The 21,535-nt window shown below is 52.6% G+C and carries 15 protein-coding genes; 6 read left to right on the top strand and 9 right to left on the bottom strand.

Features of this window, described 5'->3' with window-relative positions; translation table 11 throughout:
• Positions 1-18 precede the first annotated feature (18 nt).
• From pdhA to ACO1NT_RS07465, 3 genes are all read right to left on the bottom strand, one after another.
• On the bottom strand, positions 19-1,014 hold the full coding sequence (pdhA, locus tag ACO1NT_RS07475; protein ID WP_449047889.1) for a pyruvate dehydrogenase (acetyl-transferring) E1 component subunit alpha: 996 nt from the start codon (positions 1,012-1,014) through the stop codon (positions 19-21).
• Between the two features lie 87 nt (positions 1,015-1,101).
• Positions 1,102-3,042, bottom strand: coding sequence for a KUP/HAK/KT family potassium transporter (locus tag ACO1NT_RS07470; protein ID WP_449047888.1), 1,941 nt, complete (start codon positions 3,040-3,042; stop codon positions 1,102-1,104).
• A gap of 87 nt (positions 3,043-3,129) precedes the next feature.
• Positions 3,130-4,509, bottom strand: coding sequence for a nucleotide sugar dehydrogenase (locus ACO1NT_RS07465; protein ID WP_449047887.1), 1,380 nt, complete (start codon positions 4,507-4,509; stop codon positions 3,130-3,132).
• Positions 4,510-4,691: 182 nt separating this feature from the next.
• Here ACO1NT_RS07465 and dnaG point away from each other — a divergent pair, with 182 nt between their 5' ends.
• The 6 genes from dnaG to ACO1NT_RS07435 all read left to right on the top strand — a co-directional run bounded on the left by dnaG (position 4,692) and on the right by ACO1NT_RS07435 (position 13,250).
• The gene (gene dnaG / locus ACO1NT_RS07460) at positions 4,692-6,629 is read left to right on the top strand and encodes a DNA primase (protein WP_449047886.1); all 1,938 of its coding nucleotides are present in this window, start codon (positions 4,692-4,694) and stop codon (positions 6,627-6,629) included.
• Positions 6,630-6,992, top strand: coding sequence for a YraN family protein (locus tag ACO1NT_RS07455; RefSeq protein ID WP_449047885.1), 363 nt, complete (start codon positions 6,630-6,632; stop codon positions 6,990-6,992).
• 45 nt (positions 6,993-7,037) lie between these two features.
• A complete protein-coding gene (locus ACO1NT_RS07450; RefSeq protein WP_449047883.1) occupies positions 7,038-8,099 on the top strand; it encodes a glutaminyl-peptide cyclotransferase in 1,062 nt (353 codons plus the stop codon).
• A gap of 10 nt (positions 8,100-8,109) precedes the next feature.
• Positions 8,110-9,888 (top strand): TrkH family potassium uptake protein, encoded by a 1,779-nt coding sequence (locus tag ACO1NT_RS07445; RefSeq protein ID WP_449047882.1) that lies wholly within the window; start codon positions 8,110-8,112, stop codon positions 9,886-9,888.
• A gap of 10 nt (positions 9,889-9,898) precedes the next feature.
• Complete coding sequence (locus tag ACO1NT_RS07440; RefSeq protein ID WP_449047880.1) at positions 9,899-10,585, top strand: potassium channel family protein; 687 nt, start codon at positions 9,899-9,901, stop codon at positions 10,583-10,585.
• A 187-nt stretch (positions 10,586-10,772) separates the two neighbouring features.
• A complete protein-coding gene (locus ACO1NT_RS07435) occupies positions 10,773-13,250 on the top strand; it encodes a YfhO family protein (protein ID WP_449047879.1) in 2,478 nt (825 codons plus the stop codon).
• Here the strand turns inward: ACO1NT_RS07435 and ACO1NT_RS07430 are convergent.
• The 6 genes from ACO1NT_RS07430 to ACO1NT_RS07405 form a co-directional block, all read right to left on the bottom strand.
• Positions 13,247-15,208: a family 20 glycosylhydrolase gene (locus ACO1NT_RS07430; protein WP_449047877.1), complete on the bottom strand. Its 1,962-nt coding sequence runs from the start codon at positions 15,206-15,208 to the stop codon at positions 13,247-13,249. The genes ACO1NT_RS07435 and ACO1NT_RS07430 overlap by 4 nt on opposite strands.
• A 5-nt stretch (positions 15,209-15,213) precedes the next feature.
• Positions 15,214-16,398 (bottom strand): sialidase family protein, encoded by a 1,185-nt coding sequence (locus ACO1NT_RS07425; RefSeq protein ID WP_449047876.1) that lies wholly within the window; start codon positions 16,396-16,398, stop codon positions 15,214-15,216.
• A 53-nt stretch (positions 16,399-16,451) separates the two neighbouring features.
• Entirely contained in the window at positions 16,452-17,630 is a 1,179-nt protein-coding gene (locus ACO1NT_RS07420; RefSeq protein ID WP_449047875.1) for an AGE family epimerase/isomerase, read from the bottom strand.
• Positions 17,631-17,637: 7 nt separating this feature from the next.
• On the bottom strand, positions 17,638-19,704 hold the full coding sequence (locus ACO1NT_RS07415; RefSeq protein WP_449047874.1) for a GDSL-type esterase/lipase family protein: 2,067 nt from the start codon (positions 19,702-19,704) through the stop codon (positions 17,638-17,640).
• 21 nt (positions 19,705-19,725) lie between these two features.
• On the bottom strand, positions 19,726-20,964 hold the full coding sequence (locus ACO1NT_RS07410) for an MFS transporter (RefSeq protein WP_449047872.1): 1,239 nt from the start codon (positions 20,962-20,964) through the stop codon (positions 19,726-19,728).
• The coding region (locus ACO1NT_RS07405) for a kelch repeat-containing protein (RefSeq protein ID WP_449047871.1) at positions 20,961-21,535 on the bottom strand (575 nt) is incomplete at its 5' end. The genes ACO1NT_RS07410 and ACO1NT_RS07405, both read right to left, overlap by 4 nt.

The raw sequence follows: 21,535 nt of genomic DNA, 5'->3' as shown, positions 1-21,535 counted from the left end.
TAGCTATCTTCAAATACTTCAATCCAGGATATATGGGTAATCGTCCTGCACATACACGTCTTTATACAGTTCGTCCACTTCGGGGTATGGTGACTCCTCGGCAAACTTAACAGACTCCTCGACCGTCTTTTTCACATCGGCCTCCACCTCGGCAAACCATTCCTCATTCGCATATTTCTTGTCGAGGATGGTCGCCTTGATTACAATCAGTGGGTCGCGGCCTTTATATTCTTCCAGTTCTTCCTTGGTACGGTATTTCGCGGGGTCAGACATGGAGTGCCCTTTGTACCGGTAGGTGCGCATTTCGAGAAATGTGGGTCCGTCGCCACTCCGTGCGCGCTGCACGGCTTCGTCCATCGCATTGTGTACGGCTACCACATCCATACCATCTACAGGTGCGCTTGGCATGTCGAAACCCAGCCCCATCTTATAGATATCCACCATGTTCGTTGTACGGCCTACCGATGTACCCATGGCGTAGCCGTTGTTTTCGCATACGAAGATAACGGGCAGTTTCCACAGCATCGCCATGTTGAGGGTTTCGTTGAACGCACCTTGCCTTACTGCCCCGTCGCCCATGTAACACACATTGACTTGGTCCACTCCGTTATACTTTTCCGCAAACGCGATACCTGCGCCGAGTGCAATCTGGCCGCCCACAATACCGTGCCCACCCATGAATTTATGTTCTTTGCTGAAAAGGTGCATAGACCCCCCCTTGCCTTTGGAGCATCCGGTAGCTTTGCCGAAAAGCTCAGCCATAACCGCATTCGCTGTTACACCTTTGGCAATGGCATGTGCGTGGCAGCGGTAGGCCGTGATCATGGAATCTTCGGGCCGTAACACCGACATGGCGCCCGCTACTACGGCCTCTTGGCCGATATAGAGGTGACAAAAACCACGAATTTTCTGCTGTCCGTACAACTGACCGGCCTTCTCTTCAAATTTGCGCATGAGCAGCATGGATTTATACCACTCCAAATACGTTTCTTTTTTTATCGGTGTCGAACTCATTTCAACGTCTGTTTGCTTATCCAATTTTTGGAAGGCAAACTTAGATAAAAATGTTGTGATATGCAATTGACTACCCGCACGGTTTCATCACTTTGTCCTTTTCAACTTCTTTTTCCGGAAAGCCGGTGGACCCACCAGTGGAACCCGCTCAACGGTGACAAAGCTGGAATCGAGGCCAAAACCACGCTCTTCGGAAAGGCTGAATGTTTTTAACAGGTTGTAGATATCCAATACGATCCGCTCCGCAAAGCGGAATGCCGATGTATTGAATAAAACGCGTTCAAGCACGATGAAACGAAAGTCGCCATCCATATCGTATTTGCGGAGCGTATCAAAGTTGCTTTTTATATCCACTTCACCATTGGCGACAAGGTTTTCTACCATTTCACGGAATAAAATACTAATCCGCTGCTCGTCACGGAATCCCAACCGAAAATCCACCCGGATTAACCGGCCTGGCACTAATTGGGTGATTTCGTATTCGCCGGTATGGGGCGAGTCAGTAACGTCCACGTGCACCAACCAGTATACATCCGCCCTTTTTGGTTTCTTCCTGATCATGGAATAGATAATGCTTTCTTCGATTTCCGAGTCGAAATTGGCACTGGTGAGGTAGACCAATTGCGATGCATACAGTGGGATGGATTTATCCTGCCCGACCTCCGAGATAATAGGGATGTATTCGGCGATGTCCACAAATCGGGTGTGTCTGTTTTTAATTTTCCTGGCCCACCACCAGCAAAGCATCATGGAAAAAATAACAGTCGTTATCAAGAGCGTTAGCCATCCACCATGCGCGAATTTGGATACATTGCCAACGAAAAAGGTAGACTCGATAATGAGGTATATGGTAAGGAAACTAATAGCTAATACTTTCGGGATACGCTTTTGTAAAAGGAAAACGGTCATGAGTGTTGTCGTGACCATAAAGCTGATGTTTATGGCCAACCCATACGCCGCTTCCATCTGTGCAGATTCGCGGAACACCAGGATGACGATGATGCAGCCGATGAATAAAATCCAGTTAGCCGACGGTACGTAAAGCTGGCCTTTGAGTAAGTTGGGGTGCACAATGCGTACCTTGGGCCAGAGGTTGAGCCGCACGGCCTCGGCTACTAGGGTAAAGGCACCTGAAATCATCGCTTGACTGGCAATCACCGCCGCTATGGTAGCTATCGAAATGCCATATGGAACAAACCATGTAGGCATGACCATATAAAACGGATTGCTACCGGCGAGCAATGCGCCATCGTGTCCAAGCAACCACGCTCCTTGCCCGAAGTAATTGAATAGTAAGCAGGTTTTCACGAATATCCAGGAAACCCGGATGTTCTTGAGCCCGCAATGGCCTAAATCGGAGTATAGTGCTTCCGCACCGGTGGTACATAGAAAGACCGCGCCGATAATCAAAAGGGCATTGGGGTGGTTAATAATGGTTTGGATGGCATAGTGGGGACTCACTGCTTTAAGTATGGCCGGATTGCCAACCAGTTGGGCAAAACCCAGTATCGCCAACATGGAAAACCAGATCAGCATGACCGGCCCGAATAGACGGCCCACTACGGCCGTGCCGAACCTCTGGAGAGAAAAAAGCACCGCAACGATGACCAACACGATTGGAACGGTTTGCAATTGCGGATAGAAGATCACCAGCCCTTCTATGGCGGACGAAATGGTGATGGCGGGTGTAATCATGCCATCGGCCAATAGTGCTGCGCCGCCGAGCATGGCGGGGAATACGACCCATTTCCCGTTTTTCCTCACCAAGGAAAAAAGGGAAAGGATACCACCCTCCCCTTTATTGTCCGCACGTAAGGTGATGATGACGTATTTAACGGTCGTTTGCAGCGTGAGCGTCCAAAAAACACACGATAGGCCGCCATATACGAGGGCGGGATTGATCGTGTCTTGTCCAACAATGGCTTTAAAAACATATAAAGGGGACGTGCCGATATCGCCATAAATGATACCTAGGGCGATGAGGATGCCGGCAGCGGTAAGGGGATGTTTAGACAATTGCTGGCGCATTGATCTTAGCGTTATTCGCCTGCAAACATACTGTTTATCGGGTTAATAACACGAAGAAAATATCAAGATACTAATTTGTTGTATTCGTCATTCCCCTATCGCATAATACTGGAAGCCGATGCTTGGGAGGTCGTTTCCACCCAGTAGTTTGCGGCCGTCGAACACGAAAGCGGGCTTCATCATGTGGTCCTTGATGCGGTGCCAGTCGTACGCTTTGAACTCATCCCATTCGGTGAGCACGGCAATGGCGTGTGCGCGGTCGGCCGCATCGTAGGGGTCGGTGACCACCTCCACCAGTTTGCGGTTTTCCCCGGGGCTGCGCGTGCCCAGGTAATCCAGGTCGGCATACACCTGCTCGGCGGAGACCTTGGGGTCGTATACGACGATATTGGCCTCCTCGTTGAGCAGTGCGTCGGCCACGTAGATGGCCGCCGACTCGCGGGTGTCGTTGGTGTCCTTTTTGAAGGCCCACCCCAGGAAGGCGATCTTCTTGCCCGAGACGGTATTGTACATGGCCTGCACGATGTTGTCGGCGAAGCGCCGCTTCTGGTGGTCGTTCATGGCGATGACCTGCTCCCAGTAGTGGGCCACCTCGTGCAGGCCGTAGCTGCGGGCGATGTACACCAGGTTGAGGATGTCCTTCTGGAAGCAGGACCCCCCGAAGCCCACGGAGGCCTTGAGGAATTTGGGTCCGATGCGGCTGTCGGTGCCGATGGCACGGGCCACCTCGTCCACGTTGGCGCCGGTTTTCTCGCAGAGCTCGGAGATGGCGTTGATGGAGGACACCCGCTGGGCCAGGAAGGCGTTGGCCGTGAGCTTGGACAGCTCCGAGGACCACAGGTTGGTGGTGAGTATCCGCTCACGGGGCACCCAGGCCGCGTAGACATCCACCAGCGCCTGCACGGCTTCGGGGTTCTCCCCGCCGATGAGCACCCGGTCGGGCTTGTGCAGGTCGGCGATGGCCGTCCCCTCGGCCAGGAACTCGGGGTTGGACAGGATGTGGAACCCCACACCGTTGCCCGTATTGTGCAGGATGCTCTTGAGCGTCTCGGCGGTGCGTACGGGCAGGGTCGACTTCTCCACCACGATCTTGTCGCCGGTGGCCACCGCGGCGATCTGCCGGGCGCAGAGCTCGATGTATTTCAGGTCGGCCGCCATGCCCTTGCCCTTGCCGTAGGTCTTGGTGGGCGTGTTCACCGAGATGAAGATCATGTCGGCCGCGGCGATGGCTGCCTCCACATCGGTGGAGAAGAACAGGTTGCGCCCCCGGGCCTCGGCCACCACCGCGTCGAGCCCCGGCTCGTATACCGGAAGCTTCGAAAGGTCCCCGGCGTTCCAGGCGGCGATGCGCTCGGCATTGATGTCCACGATCGTTACGGTAATCTCCGGGCATTGCTGGGCAATCACCGACATGGTGGGGCCGCCAACGTAGCCGGCTCCGATACAGCATATGTTTTTTATCTTCATCGTGTTTCCAAATTAATCTCCACGTAGGAAAAGATGCTTCTTCTCTCGCGTGGCAAAAATAGGAAATAAACTAAGTAACGGCTTGCTTTGATGTGGCCTGTTTACTACAAAGCGCAATATTTTCAGGATATTCTTGGTAGTTCTTCCTTATTCATTAATTTTACCCTACCAAATAGTGGCGTGTGATTAAGCAAGAAGTGGTTGATAAAATATTGGACGCTGCCCGGGTCGAAGAGGTGGTCGGCGACTTCGTGGACCTCAAAAAGCGGGGCACGTCATTGATTGGGTTATGTCCCTTCCACAATGAGAAGACACCCTCATTCAACGTCTCAGTAAGCAAAGGAATTTATAAGTGTTTCGGCTGTGGGGCGGGCGGCGATTCGGTACGGTTCGTCATGGAGCACGAGAAGTACTCCTATCCGGAAGCACTGAAGTACCTCGCCCAGAAATATCACATCGACGTTGAGGAAACCGAGCGTACCCCCGAGCAGGTTGCCGCACAGGATAAGCGCGAGAGCCTCTTTATTGTAACCAATTGGGCGGGGAAATTCTTCAAGGAGACCTTGTGGGATACGGAAGATGGCCGCACCATTGGGCTCAATTATTTCCGCGAGCGAGGATACCGGGATGACATTATACAGAAGTTTGAATTGGGCTATTCGCCGGAAGGATGGACGGCCCTGTATGATCGGGCGAAAGCGGAGGGGTATAAAGATGAGTTCATGGAGGCAACAGGCCTCATCATCCGCAAAGACGATGGCGGTGTGTACGACCGTTTCCGCGGTCGCGTGATGTTTCCCATACACAACCTCACGGGGCGAATATTGGGTTTTGGCGGACGTACGCTGAAAACAGATAAGAAAACCCCTAAGTATGTCAACTCGCCGGAAAGTGAGGTTTACCACAAATCGGATGTCTTATATGGCCTTTACCTTGCCAAGAAGCCCATCCTCGACGCGGACAATTGTTACCTAGTGGAAGGCTATGCCGATGTTTTGTCCATGCATCAGGCAGGGGTGGAAAACGTGGTTTCGTCATCCGGCACTTCACTTACCAGTGGACAGGTGAGGTTGATTTCACGGTATACCAAGAACGTGACTATTCTCTATGATGGCGATGAGGCCGGCATCAAGGCGTCGCTACGTGGTACGGATATGCTGTTGGAGGAAGGTCTCAACGTAAAAGTATTGCTCTTCCCGGATGGTAATGACCCCGATTCGTATGTACAGCAATTCGGCTCCACAGCGTTCAAGCAATACATTGCTGAGCATCAGCAGGACTTTATCTTCTATAAAACCCATGTGCTGCTGCGTGATGCGGCGAATGATCCGATAAAGCGCGCCGGCGTCATCCACGATGTGGTGGAAAGCATCGCCCTCATCCCGGATGCCATCAAGGCTTCCGTGTTTATCCGCGAATGCAGTGTGCTACTCGACATCGAGGAACGCCTGCTCATCGCTGAGCTGAACAAACTCCGGATAGGCCGCGCGAAGAAAACCGACCGCAACGTGGAACCGTTGCCTACGCCACGGTCCGCAGAAACCATTGCCGCGGACGCCCCCCCGGCGCCACTGCCGGTTGAAACCGTTTCGTCCGACGTGCTGCATGAACGCGAAATCGTACGGATATTGCTTCACTATGGTAGCCGGCCCGCGTCATGGGAAGAAGGCGACGTGCCCATTGCGCCACTGCTGCTGAGCGGCTTGAACGACGTGTCGTTCGATGACCCCGCCTGCCTCGCCGTTATGGGCATTTACCGTGAATTTATCAACCGCGGTGAGCTTCCGGATGAGCGGACATTTGTTGCCCATCGCAATCGCGCCATCGCGGACCTGGCAATCGATCTGCTTGCCACCAAGTACAGCCTGAGCCCCAATTGGAATGATGAAAAACGTAAAATTTACGTGTCGCATGAGTCGGAGCGGCTGGAAGACCTCGTTTACGGGGCGATTTACCGGATCAAAAAGCGAAAGGTGGAACAGCAGATCTTACGACTACGGGAAGATTTGAAAGATGAAACAGATACCACTAATATGGAAATCATGCTAGCGAACTACCAGAAATTGAAAGATGTGTCGAAAATCATTGCCGAAAAATTAGGCACCATCGTGGTCAAGTGAATGAATACGCGTCAGAAAGGCAAACAGGGAGAAGACGCGGCAGTAACATTGCTGCTACAGCGGGGGTACCGGATCAGGCACCAAAACTGGCGGTATAAAAATCTAGAAGTCGATATCATTGCCGATGACGGGGATATACTGGTTTTTGTGGAAGTGAAAACCCGGGCCAGCCATGTCTTTGGGATGCCTTATGAATTTGTCGACTATGCGAAGCAAGCCAAACTCACGCGCGCCGCGAACCAATATATCGCGGCCATGAAATACGGCGGGGAAATCCGGTTTGATGTGGTTTCCATCTTATATTCGAAAAAAAATAACACCTATAATATGCGATTGATCCGCGACGCGTTTTGGCCAGACTAAAATCGTGGCGGTCGTTCGCAAAGAAAAATAATTAAGTTTGTCCGCATGAACAGATTAATCTTCTATATACCGTTGATGTTGTTCGTTTTTGTCACTGCTTGCCAGACGAAGAAAAAAGCATCCAAGTTCCGGTTCGATACGCCGGAGGCCGGCACACTGGTTCCATTGGGCGAATCGGTGCCCATGAAGTTGGTGTTTCCCGAAGATGTGTCGGCATTCGATTCCGTGGTATACACCATGGATGGCAAGGTGATGGCACGTAAGACCGACAGCACGGTGGTGAGCCTCAGTACCGAAAACGCTGCTTTCGGTAGCCGGACGCTCAGCGCCAAGCTTTATCACGATGGCGAAGAGCGGGTGGCGTATAGCAACATCGTGGTGGTGCCGCCGACCCCGGAACGGTACAGCTTCAAGGTCGTTGCCGAATACCCCCATGATGTTAACGCATACACCCAGGGCCTTGAATTTGACGGAAGCGGTGCGTTATACGAAAGTACAGGTTTTGAAAGTACAGGGCAGAGTGGTAAATCGTCGCTCCGCAAAGTGAATTACCAGAACGGTGAGGTGCTTCAGAAAATCGAACTGGATACGCGGTATTTCGGCGAAGGGTTAACCTTGGTCGATGATAAAATCATCCAGCTGACGTGGCGGAGCAACGTGGGGTTCGTGTACAATAAAAACACATTCGCCAGGACCGGTGAATTTACCTACGGACAAAGCAAGGAAGGATGGGGGCTGTGTTATGACGGTGCGCGGCTGATCAAATCGGACGGCACCAGCCGCCTTTACTTTCTCAACAAAGACACCTATGCCGAAGAGGGGTTCGTCGAAGTGTACGATGACAAAGGGCCGCTGGATAGCCTAAACGAGCTGGAATACATCGATGGTAAGATCTATGCCAATGTGTATACGAAAGACATCATCGTTATTATCGACCCCAAAACCGGCGCCGTGGAAGGGGAAATCAACTTAATCGGTATTTATCCCGACAAAGCGGATTACAACAACGAACTTAATGGGATAGCTTACGATCGCAATGGAGACAGGCTGTTTGTAACCGGTAAGCTTTGGAGCAAGCTGTACCACATCGAGCTCATCGAGCGCTAAACGCGTTGCTATGCTAAGCCGCATCAAGTATATTTTTAAATATCAGGAAAAGACGGTAGACCGGGTGATGCTTTATGTCAGCTTGGTGTGCGCTCTGGTCGTGCTGTTCCACTTAGGATACAATACAGACAAAGCGATGGCGCGGCAGTTTGCGCTCATCATCAGGTGGTTGTTTTACGGATTGTTTTTCCTTGGCACGGTCCGCATGGGTTGTTCCATTTTGGCAGATCGTAAAGTGAGTGTTGCCCATTATGGGGGCTTGGTGCTATCACTGTATTTCTTGACGGTTATTTTAGCTAGGATAACCGGAGAACCGCATCTTTCCTTTCTTCAGAACGATGAGTGGCTCTACCTGGGTATATTTGCCATCTTTCTTACGGAATTGTCTAAAAGCAGCCTCTTTTTCGACAACTTTTATTTCAACCCGACCATCTTGTTTGTCATCAGCTTTTTGGTGCTGATTCTTGTGGGGACGCTCTTGCTGATGCTGCCCCGAACCACACCGGACCAACCGTTGAAGTTTGTGGATGCGTTGTTCATGGCTACCAGCGCGGTCTGCATCACCGGCCTCTCAGTCATCGATGTGTCTACCCAGTTAACGGGATTTGGACAAACCGTATTGGTGGTACTCGTACAGTTGGGCGGCTTGGGTATCATGACTTTCACAGGGTTTTTCGGCTATTTTTTTTCGGGCGGATTTTCGTATAAGAACCAACTGATGTACAGTGAGATCCTCGGACATAATAAAGTGGGATCGGTTATAAACACATTGTTTAAGATTGTGTTTATAACCTTGTTTTTCGAGGCCATAGGAGCGACATTGATTTACTTCAGCATGGAACCTGCCGACTTTGAGTCCAAAGGTGAGCGTCTGTTTTTCTCGATTTTTCATGCCGTTTCTGCTTTCTGCAATGCAGGTTTCTCAACCGTAAACGACGGCATCCATAATCCTTTACTACGGTTCAATTACAACCTACAGCTTGTTATCGCGGCATTGTTTATTTTGGGAGGGCTGGGATTCGCTATTGTGCTCAATGTCTATACATTCATCAAGCGTTGGGCAATCAATGTGGTTAAGCGCGTGGCTTACGGGAGGCCGTTCAGCTATCGGGCTTGGGTCATCAGTTTCAATTCGCGGTTGGTTGGATGGACCACTTTTTTTCTTATCGTCCTCGGTACATTAGGTACGTTTCTTTTGGAATATAACCAAACACTTGTGGAGCACCAGACGCTATGGGGGAAGTTCGTATCGGCCTTTTTTATGGGAACGACCGTCCGGACCGCCGGATTCAATGCATCGGATATGGCAGCCCTTACGTTTCCAACGGTCACATTGATGATGTTTTTGATGTGGATCGGTGCCTCTCCAGGTTCGACGGGAGGAGGTATCAAAACCACGACATTTGCGGTGGCATGTCTCAACATTATCGGTTTGGCAAGGGGAAAGGACGACTTGGAGATTTTCAGGCGTAAAATTTCAAACGATGCGGTCAGCAAAGCCTTTGCGGTTATTGCGTTATCTTTGGTAACCATTGGCACCGCCGTTTTTATATTAACGATTACCGATGGCGATAAAGGGTTGTTAAATATTGCTTTTGAGTGTTTTTCAGCTTACGCCACTTGCGGACTCACGTTGGGTATTACACCCGAACTCAGTGATGGGGGGAAAGTGGTTATCGCATGCACCATGTTTATTGGTCGCGTTGGGTTGCTGACACTGCTGGTGGCTTTAATCAAGAATACAGGGAATCGGAATTTCAAGTATCCACAAGAAAAAGTATTGTTCTAAAACACATCTTATGAAGTATATCGTATTGGGCCTTGGTAATTTTGGAAAATCGCTGGCTATCCGGCTTACCGAACTGGGCCATGAGGTGATCGGCGTGGATAACCGCATGGCAAAGGTGGAACAGTTAAAAGAAAAAATCACGCATACGGTCTGCTTGGATAGTACAGATATAGATGCTGTTAGCGCACTGCCCCTGAAAGACGCCCACGGCGTAATTGTAGCCATCGGTGAAGACGAAGGGGCGTCATTATTGACGACAGCGCTCTTGAAACAACTTCAAGTGAAACGGATTATCGGCCGCGTCGTTTCCGACCTACAGAAAAAGGTAATGGAAGCCATGGATATCGATGAATATATCATGCCGGAAGAGGAGTCTGCGGCGCGGTTGGCTATGCGATTGGACAATACCGATATCGTGGATTCGTTCAAGATATCCGAGCGGTACAGCATCATTGAAACCAAGGTGCCTACTCGATACGTCGGAATGACGTTGAAAGAAGCGAACCTGACCAATAAATTCAAAGTCATTGTACTTACAACGATTAAATCGACCGAAACGCTGGAAGGAGGCAAAATGAAGGTGAGCACCGAAGCCACGGGCATCGCACAGTCGGATACGGTGCTGGCCGGGGATGATATCCTGGTACTGTTTGGTGAGTTGAAAGACATCAACCGACTCATCCAAAAAGGCGAGTAGGTGGGCGATGATATTTTTATTGAGCGGAGCGCGTGAATACCGCGCATTTTATCTAAGTTTGGCGTTTATTCGAAAAGTAAGTTACCCTAATTGAAACCATTGAATGAAACCTGCATAAATTGCCATAAATAAGGGAACATGAAAATTTATGCGGGCTTCATTGTCGTTAAAGAGACAAATTATTCTAATGAAAACTTGGTTCAACAATAACTCAATCCACTTGGCGATGATCGGTATTTTTATCGCGATCACGTTTATCTATTTCCCGCCCGCGTGGCAGGGTAAGGTATTGTACCAGCACGACGTATTGCAGGCACAGGCGGGACAGCAAGAAATACTGAATATCAAGGCGCGCGATGGCGATATGCCGCTATGGACAAACTCCATGTTTAGCGGGATGCCGTCCTATCAGGTATTGATGGAGTTGCCCAGTAACATCACCACGTACCTCATGCATGGTTTCAAAGGGGTGTTTCCACACCCCATCGATGTGGTGCTGCTTTATTTGCTGGGTGCTTACCTTTTGTTTAGCGTACTCCGGGTGAAACCCTGGCTCGCGGCTGTTGGTGCGATTGCATTCGCCTTTTCGTCATACAACTTCATCTATATCGAGGCGGGCCATGCCAATAAGACGTATGCGATTGCGTTCATGGCGCCGATATTGGCTGGTATCCTGTTGGCTTTCCGTGGTAAATACCTGTGGGGTGCGGTGTTGTTGGCGTTGGCCATGGCGCTCGAGATCCGTGTCAATCATATCCAAGTAACGTATTACCTGTTTCTGGCAGCCTTGATTTTGGTGGGCATAGAAGCCTACGGAGCCATCCGCGAGAAACGCCTGCTGGCTTTTGGCAGGGCCATCGCTTACCAGGTGGCAGCAGTGGTGGTTGCCATCGCGGTAAACGCTTCGCTCTTGTGGCCCACTTATGAATACAGCAAAGAAACGCTGAGGGGAAAAGCGAACCTGAAAACCGAGAACACACAACGGGCAGACAACGGCGTGAGCCGCGATTATGCCTATCATTGGAGCCAAGGCGTAGGCGAAAGTGTGACATTCTTAATACCTAACGCGTATGGTGGTGGCATGTCCACGCGGTTAGACGGCCAATCAAATGTAGCTAGGCTAGTCGTAGGCAAAGGTGCCGATCCTAACCAAGCAGCGCAGTTTGTGGCCAACCTACCCACTTACTGGGGTGAAAAGCCGGGTACATCCGGGCCTTGGTATTTCGGCGCCGGTATCATGTTTCTGTTTGTTCTGGGCTTGATTATCGTGCCGGGCCGCATCAAATGGTGGCTGGCGGGTGCTACCGCACTGGTATTGCTGCTGTCATTCGGACGGCATTTCCCGTTGGTTTCCGACTTGTTCTTCTACTACTTTCCGATGTACAATAAGTTCAGGGCGGTAGAGTCTATCTTGATTATTGCCACCCTTTTGGTTCCCGTGTTGGCTGTGCTTTCCATCAACGAGCTCATAAAAAATGGAACGGTTATCAAAAAACTGGATAAGAAAGCATTATACGTGTTTTATGGCGTAGGTGGTATTGCCTTGCTGATTGCCGCACTACCCGATCTGTTTTTGAGTTTCAAAAGCTCCAACCACCAAGCCATGACTGCGCAGTACGGCCAGCAGCTGCAAGACAATACCTTTGCCAATGAGTTGATGGCGGCGTTGGTGAAAGACCGGGTATCATTGGCACGGGCCGATGCATTTCGCTCGTTCCTTTTTGTGGCGGCAACATTTGCGTTGGTATGGTTGCTAATTAAAAACAAGTTGGAGGCGCGGGTAGCGGTGGTGCTGCTGGGCATAGTAACGCTGATCGATCTTTGGGGGGTTGATAAACGTTATCTGAATGACGACCGGTTTGCAGACAAGCTGCAACTGACTCGGCAGTTTAATCCGGAGCGGGAAGTGGACAAGCTCATTTTAATGGACAAAGACCCCAATTACCGGGTGCTCGATATGACAACAAACCCGTTTGCCGATGCACGCACCTCCTATTTCCATAAGTCCATCGGTGGTTACCATGCGGCCAAACTGATGCGTTATCAGGAATTGATTGAACACCAATTTTCGCGCGCGATAAATGAGGATGTGCTGGACATGCTAAACACCCGCTACCTGATTACAGCCGATAACGAGAACAACGAGCGCATCCAACGGCGCAATACCGCGGCGGGGAACGCTTGGTTTGTGGAAAAAGTGACGATGGTGGCAAGCAACGAAGAAGAAATGGAGGCCATCAATGCATTCGATCCATCGAAAGAAGCATTTATCCATGAAGCGTTCAAACCGTTGTTGGATGAAAGCCGGCTGAGCCTACCGGAAAATGCATCGATAAAGCTCACATCATATCGGCCGGATCATTTGGTCTATGAGTATTCCACCCCGCGCGACGCCTTGGCGGTATTTTCGGAAATTTGGTATGACAAAGGCTGGAAAGCCTTCGTTGATGGCAAAGAACTTCCTATCCTTCGGGCCAATTATGTGTTGCGCGCTTTGCAATTACCGGGAGGGAACCATCAGGTGGAGTTTAAGTTTGAGCCGAGGTCCTATCACTTGGGGGAAACCATTTCATTAATCGGATCGATTTTGCTGGTATTGGGGCTGATTGCCGCGGTGTGGTTCGAATTCCGGCGGAAAGGCGGACTACCCGGCCAGCCGCGTTAATGCCCGGGCAGCGGCGTAAAGGTGAACATCCACTTCACCGGGTTTTGCCAGTCGCTTCCACGGAAACTGGCGACCGGCAGTTTGACGACAACCGTGTTCCAGCCCTTTTCCAGCAAGATAAGCGTGGGTTCCCGGAAAGAATAGCCCTCGTCTACCATCGGCTTTTCTAAGTTGCCTTTCATGCCGGCTTGTCGCCAGGAAGGCGCGGGTATCAACGACCCATTTACCCGAATCTGGCTGCCCCGGTTGTCCCAGGTGCCCGCCAAAGGCGAATCCGATGCATACGACCGCGAAAAATTGTCAAAACCGATCCAAAAAGGAGTCTCCCCTCCTGCTTCGCTCCATATGCGCGTGACCGCGTACCAGGTCGTGTTTTCACGGGCGCTGTCAATCAATCCATGGATAATATCGGACCACCAATGCCTTAGGATTAAGGTCGCACCGACAGCGCCGAAGGCCGGTTCGTGTTTCTGGGAAGCGAAGCCTTCCGTCTCCGGAACGAACGATTTCGCCAAGTCGCCGCCGTTGGGAAAGGGCCCGTAAAACTTCCATTCCAATGTTGATTGCCGTACATACGGAAAGGGTTTGTTGGCGAAATAGCGTTCTTTGTGGTCCATTAGCCGTTCTTCATAAGCGGCGAATTCGGCAATCCGTTCAGGCTCCGTTGTCCGTCCGACGTTCGCTCGCCACCCCCTATGCCCTCCGCCCCGCCAGCTGCGTTCTCCGAAGGTGACCAAGCCCGGGTAAATGGCGTTTTGCCAAAGGGTGTGCCGTTCGTCGGCAACGGCCCGGTCGGGCCAGGAACAAACGATGCCGCCCAAAAGGGAGCGATGCCCTGCCTGCTGCCCGCCGATTTGCCGATAGAAAATCGTCGGCACCGTTTCTAGCGGGTCCATGTGATTGAGGTATAAGTGCTTGGAGTCGATGTAAAGGGAAGAGGCGGTATCCGGTATGGATTTTTCGCCCCCCATCCAGCACTGGCGGATGGTACTTTTAGGAAGATTGCCGCCCGGATCCCAGCCAACCGTTCGTTTGCCGCGGCTTTCCAGATAGGCCACCATTTCGGGAAGGAATCGATCGTTAGTGATTTCCACTTCGTCACCTCCGATGTGGATATACGTGAATTCGTAGGTGTCGCAAAACTCCTCGAGAATGCTTTTGATGGCGACCATTCCTTCTTCATGCTGCATATCCACGCCCAGGGCCCGCCGGAAGGCGGCGCTATGGCCGGGCATATCGATTTCGGGCAGCAACATGATGTGCCGCTCTTTGCAGTAGCTGATCAGTTCGTGCAGGTCCGCTTCCGTATAATATGCGCCCGGGTTGCGCAACATGTTTTCGGGAGCCGTGAGGGCCGGGTAACGTTTGGACTGTAAACGCCATGCGATGTCCTCCGTAAAATGGAAATGGAAAACATTAAGCTTATAGGCGGCCATCACGTCAATCTGCTCCTTAAGTAGTTCCATAGACTGGAAGTTCCTCCCCACGTCGACGAGGTAGCCGCGCCAGGCGAACGCCGGCCAATCGGTGATTTCGCATGCCGGGATGTTGCCGCCCTGCTTTAGTTGCCGCAAAGTTTGGATGGCGTAAAAGATCCCTTTTCTGGTGTTTGCCTTGACATGGATGCGTAGGGGCGAGACAACCAGGGAATAAGCCTCGTCCGGTTGCAGGGGCGCTGTGACCTCCGCCACCTCAAGCACAATGGAAGGTCCGTCGCCCGGCTGGGCCGCGATACGCGTTCCTTGGAGTTTCAGTGCGTGATGGAGGTGTTCTGCCTCGGGCCGTAAAGCGCGGTCAAGGATGGCGATCGCACCGCACGCGGCTAGGTCGAACCCACCGCTACGCCATGTCAATTGTTGCGGCAGTGGTATTAACCGGGGCTTTTCCGATTCGGTTGGTTTGCCGATGCCTGACGTCGTCGCACCCAACAGTAGCCAAATCCAGATAATTCGTTTCATGGGTGCTATTTCCAATCGATATCCCTGAATACAATCTGTTTATAACCATCCTTTTCAAAAAGGACGCCGAGGCGGCTATGGCCAGTCTTCACGATGTCGGAATACGCCGCATAGGCACCGCGGTATCCTTCGGGTGCTTTGGCGATGCTTTGGTTGAAAAACCAGGTTTTGCCTCCGTCCCTGCTGATGCGCAGCGTGAGGTTATCCCTGCGCGCCGTATCGGCGGTGTTGCAGAATGCCAGCAGCCGGCTGCCGTCTTGACCGTTGAACGCGAGCAGGCTCCCTTGGTTAACCGGATCGGGCAATTGCCGGTCGTAATAGGTCGTGTCCCAGGTAGCCCCCCCGTCGCTGCTTAACGAGATAATGCGGCTACGTACATGCCCCTGTTGGTTGCGTGAGTTCATCAGTAACGTGTCGCCGTGGATAAGCGCGGCCATGGATTCATTGCTGCCCTCGAACGGGACAACCTCGCTCAGGTGGAAGGTTTGACCGTGGTCGTCGGTGTAATAACCGTGCGCGTTGTAATCCCTGAACGCTTTTTGCGGCGTGCCCGACGAATGGTTGGCGGCGATGTATATGCGTCCCCTGAACTGGCCCTGGTCAAACTGCATGCCCTGGCCGGGTGTATTGGCATAGCTCCGCCAATCTTCCGTGAAGCGATAGGCCGGGTTGGTATCGGGATGGTTGGGCCGGTGTACCTGTGTGGTGATGTTGGTGGCTTCGGACCAGGTGTGGCCACCATCGGTCGATGTGATGAACCAGACCTCACGCAAGCCAAGCCCTTTCCGAACTTCCCCTTCGTGGTTATTGCCCGTATTGTAAAAGAGAAAAATCCGCCCCTCGGGGTACGATGGGTCCAGGAGGTCGACCACCGGTGCGGGATTACCGGCTTGGAGGGTGTCGTAATCGACCACCCGGTGGAGGGGGCTCCACGTTTCCCCATTGTCGCTACTCCGTTTCAACACGATGTCGATATCCCCGAAGTCGCCCGCACCGTGTACCCGCCCTTCGCAAAACGCAAGGAGGTCGCCATTGGGCGCACGGATGATGGCGGGGATACGGTAACTTTCATACCCGTCGTTGCCCGAAAGGAATACGGGGATGTCGTTGTCGGTTTGCGCGCAACCGATCCAGGCAAAAGCCATGGCCAGGAGGACCAACGCGTTTCTTTTTGAATATGTTTTTTTCATGCCGTTTGCTGTTTGTGTTTTTTTAATGAATCCATACCGGTAACTAAATATACTTATTTTAGAAATTCCTCCAAGAGCTGGTAGCAGTACCACTCTTGCCGCGGCAAGTGGAACGGCCCTTTGAACAGGTTGCCTTTTGCAGGCTGCGATACCCGCCCGTCCCGATGCAGGTAACCAAACCACTCGCCGTGCAGCTTGTCGTGGAAATGTGCGTAGGCATAGTTATGTATCAGTTGATGCCACCGCGCGTACTTTTTGTCGCCGGTAAGCGTATAGGCCAGCAGCGTTGCGATGATCGCTTCGTTTTGCGGCCACCAGAATTTCATGTCATGCCAGTATTCCTGCACGGGTTTGCCGTAAACATCCGTAAAATAGCGGATCCCGCCATGTTCGGCATCCCAGCCACGTGCCCACATGTAATCGAGCATGTTACACCCAAGCTTGATCAATCGGGCGTCGTTGCCGCGGGCTTTTGCTTCATGCAGCACGAACCAAGCCCCTTCGATGGCATGGCCGGGGTTGAGTGTCCGGCCATCGATGTGGTCGATGATATCGCCGTCGGGGGCGACCTGCTCCATCACACAGCGGATGTCGTCTTTTACGAAGTGCGTCGCGATCGTGTCGATCCAGTCGGTGATGGCCGTGTCGCAACGGTCATCGCCGATGGTTTGCCGCAGTTGTTGGGCGGTGTTGATCAAGATCATCGGCACACCGATGCCGCGCGTAGGACGGGTGTCGGTAAATTTGGGGGGAAGTGCGGTTTTGCCCGCAGCATGGTCCATGCAGCGGCCGAACAACTCCCGTGCCCGGCGGGCGGCATCTGGATCGCCGCTGGCTCGCGCATAGGCTGCGAAGGCGATGACGGCAAACGTTTCGGAGAAGAAATAACGCCGCTTCCGGATCGGTTTTCCGTCGCGGGCGACATGGAAGAACATACGCCCGTCGTCATCGAAACAATGGTTTACGAGAAAGTCATATCCCAATTTCGCCCCTTCCAGCCATTCCGGGCGCTGCTCCACGGTAAGGTACAACGTTGCCAATAACCACGTTGCCCGCCCCTGTATCCATACGGCCTTGTCGTCGTCGATGAGGCTGCCATCGGCGTCTCGCATGAACAGGAAGCCCCCGTGTTCATGGTCGTACGAACGTGGAAACCAAAAGGGTACGGTATCTTCGAGCAGTTGCGCTCGGTAAAAATCCCGTAATGCGGTTAATTCATTGCGTGTGTACACGTTTATATCAGTTAATGGTTTTGTAAAATGTGGATACCGGAACCCCGTAGGCACTTTCTAAGTTGGCCCGTGTGAACGGTTGCCAAGCATAACGCACGGCGTGGATCGCGACGCCTTGTGGAAGAGGCAAGAATACTTTGTTACCGCTAATTCGTCCCTGTATGGTGATGGCGACACCAAGTTTTGTCACGTATTCGAAGCCGACTAGCGGTTTCCCACCGCGTGTAGTGAGGCTATCCGTGTTGCTAAATATCAGTACGAGCTCCCCATTTTGCCACTTGATGTCACTTACCTCTGCCGTAGCCGCTGGGATGTCCCGATGGTAGGTGTGCGAAAGGGCCAAATCCGCCAGCCGCTTGCCGATGGGCAGTTTGTGGCGTGGGTGCACATCAAGCGAATCGCCCAAATCGGAACTTACTGCCATCCATACGTTGGGAATCGCGTGTTGCAATTGCCGTTGCATATTCCGGAAGCGGGGCCACGAAGAGCGGTCGATGCTAGACAGTTGTACGTAATAGAAGGGCAGTGAATCGCCCCATCGTCGCCGCCAGCTTTCTACAAGGGCGGCGAACAGGGACGGGTACAATTCCGAGTTCTGCGCATTGCTCTCGCCTTGATACCACAGCACGCCGCTGATGGACATGCCTGCAAGATGTGCGATCCCCGCTTCGAAGTTGTAGGCCGGTTCGTAGGGGTGGCGTTGCTTGGGCCGGGTGGCGTGCGCGAGATTTACCGCTGCGCGCTCCCGGCACCACGGCATAAGAAAATCGGACGTCCGCCAACCATTGAGCATGTCTATCAGTAACGGGTCATGCTCCAGTGTGTAACGGTCTACCCACGATTCTATGCCCGAGCCACCGACAGCGACTTGGATGAGCCCTATGGGTACGTTTGTTTCGTGTAAGACGCGGGTGCCGAAGGCATAAGCCACGGCCGAAAAGTCACGAGCGGTAGTAGGTGAAGCGACCGTCCAGTCACCGGAAAAATAGTTCAATTCATTTACCTGCTGAAGTGTCCCCGCATCCCAAGCTTCATTGTTCGTTTCTTTCAATGGCTGGAATCGGGCCAGCCGCAGTTGCCCGTGGGCGCTGGTTATGGCCGCTAGACTGTCTCCGCCTGTGGCGGCGCGCAGGGGGAAGGCCATATTGGATTGGCCGCTACATAGCCATACATCGCCGATAAGAATGTCATGCAGCGCGATGGATTGATGCGCATCGCGGATGGTAAGCCGGTGGGGACCGCCTGCTTCCATAGGGTCGAAGATGACAGCCCACTGGCCATCTGTATCGGTTTGGACAACTTGTACGTGGCCAGCGAATTCCACTTCGACGGTTTCGGCGGCATCAGCTGTACCGTATATACGGATGGGCTTGTTGCGTTGGATGACCATGTGGTTAGCAAAAATGGGGGGTAGTTGCAATCCGCCGAAATCGCCCGTGAGCTTGGCATACACCGTTCGAGCGATAATGCTCGCGCCGGTGGCGTCGGGGTGAAGGTTGTCGTCGAAAAGGTCAGGCCGGTGGTACAGCGGAGTATGTAGATCAATGAGTCCAACCTGGTAATGCTCGGCAATTTCGGGTAAGCGTGCCTGGATTTGCCAATACCATTCGCGTGTGCTGGATTTGAATCGAGGGTGTCCGCTGAAAATCGGCGTAAGTCGACATATAAAGACATGCATCGCGGGATTGACGGTTCTGAGTGTATCCACGAGCCAGCCATAGTCAGCCACAAAGTCGTCCCGATAGTTCGGCCAATTCCGGGGGTCGGTATCGTTTAGGCCGAGATGGATAATAGCAATGTCAGGGGCAAAGGCGACGGCTCGCGAAAAAGCCGCTGTCCGTTCATAGGGGTTGTGGCCGTGGCGCAGCAGTGTTGCCCCGCTATGGCCGAAGTTTGCCACGCTGTAGCCACCGCCCAATAGCGACTGTAACTGCGCGGGGTATGCGCTTGTAGCGGTATCTTGCAAACCCCATCCTGCCGTTACCGAGTTGCCGATGCAGGCCACCTTGATGGGCTTCCCGAGCGCAACCGCTTGCGTAGCTAAGCAGGCAACGCACAAAAGGATGTACCCCATCGCACCACGTGTCGTTCGTTATCAGGTATTCGCTGCCATCGTATCGTCATAATCATTTGCTTTTGGTCTGAGGAGTGCCAACTGGATGATTACTGCCACCAACACGGTGCCGGCAAGTAAGGCAAAATCGCGCCCAAGATGACCTGCGTCCGCCGATTTGCCCAGCAAGTTGGTGATGAACGCACCAGAAAATACACCCACCATGTTCATGATCCCATAACCTGTAGCGCGGTATTTCGCCGGAACGAACTGGCATAATATGGGCATGTTGTTGGCGTCGAACATACCGAAGCCCACTCCGAAGCAAACGGCGGCACCGACAATGTGCATCGTGGAATGCCCAAACCCGATCAGCATGATGGCGGGGATGGTCAGGCAGATACCGATGGCACTGGTGTACACCCGTCCGCGCACATTGCGTTGCACCCAGCGGTCGGACAGGATGCCTCCGATAATGACGCCGATAAACGACGATACCGCGATGGTAATTGTCGACAAGGGTCCGGCGGTAGCCATATCGATACCCAGGTTATCAGCAAAAAGTGTTGGGAGCCAGTTTTTGGTGGCCCACCCCGGTAAGCTGGGAATGGCAAAGTAGAGGAGGATAACCCAAAAAGCCATGTTGGAGAACAACACGGCGAAACCTTTGAATAGCGGAGGTCTTTTTTGTGCGGGAGCGGTGGGTATATGAGTTTTCTCACGCAGGAGGAAAGCCAGCAAAACGGCATAGCACACACCGATTAAGCCAAAGGCATGGAAGGCCGATTGCCATGAGTAGGCTGCGGCGACGGTTGCTCCGAATCCGCCCATTGCCTGGCCCATATAAAGTCCCGTCATGTGAATACCCACCGCCAACGATCGTGTTTTGGAAGGATGGAAATCGGAAATCAGTGCCAGACCTGCCGGAATGTACAGGGCCTCGCTAACGCCCATAACGGCACGCAGCCAATACAGTTGCTGGAAACTGTTGGCATGGCCCATGGCAAAGGTAACGCCCGACCATACAAAGAGACTGGTTACGATGAGCCATTTGCGGTTAACCTTGTCGGCAACCATGCCGGCCGCCGGACTCATAAGTCCGTAGACCCAAAGGAAAACCGCCATTAACCGACCGAAATTTGCAGCCGTCTGCAGCTCGGTGATGTCGCCTTCCATGGCTGGCCGCATAGTGGATAGCATTTGCCTGTCCATATAATTCAGTAGGGCTACCACCCATAGCAGACCGACTACCACCCACGGATATAGTTGTTTTTTTGTCATGGTCTGATGGGTTGATTTGTTGGGTTGGCGGTGTTTTTACGAATCCAAACATTGGGTGTCCTTATGCCTGCCCTGATTTCACCACTGGGTAAGTATAGGTTGCCGTGCCACCAAACAGCGGTGGTGGTTACCGGCGCAGTCGGCGCGATTTCACTATCGGCATGCCACGTATCATCTTGGGTATCGTACCGCAGTACCGCACCACCAAACCCCGGATGGTTTTCGAGCAATGCGATTTTCTGTTGCGTCAGGCCGACTTGCCGCGTGGTGTCTGTTTCTTGGGTAACGGCCGCTATGGTGCGTTCCACCTGGCGGAACGTGCCACCATCATCGCCCCCCATGAAAAGGATGTCATCATCGCCCATGGCGACGGCGGTAGCAGCGGATAACGGTTCCGGTAAGGGTGATCGTGCGGTCCACCTATCCGTAGCCACCTCGTAGCGCCACACCCCGTCGTAAAATTCGCTAACTCCCCCGGAGTTCCGCTTTCGTCCGCCCATGAGGTAGAGGTTGTGCTGGTGGGCTACCAAGCACGCGTGCGAAACAGCGTAGGGTAAGCCGCCCACAGTCT

This window comes from Parapedobacter sp., assembly GCF_053550995.1.
This window is presented reverse-complemented; position numbering and strand designations above follow the sequence as displayed.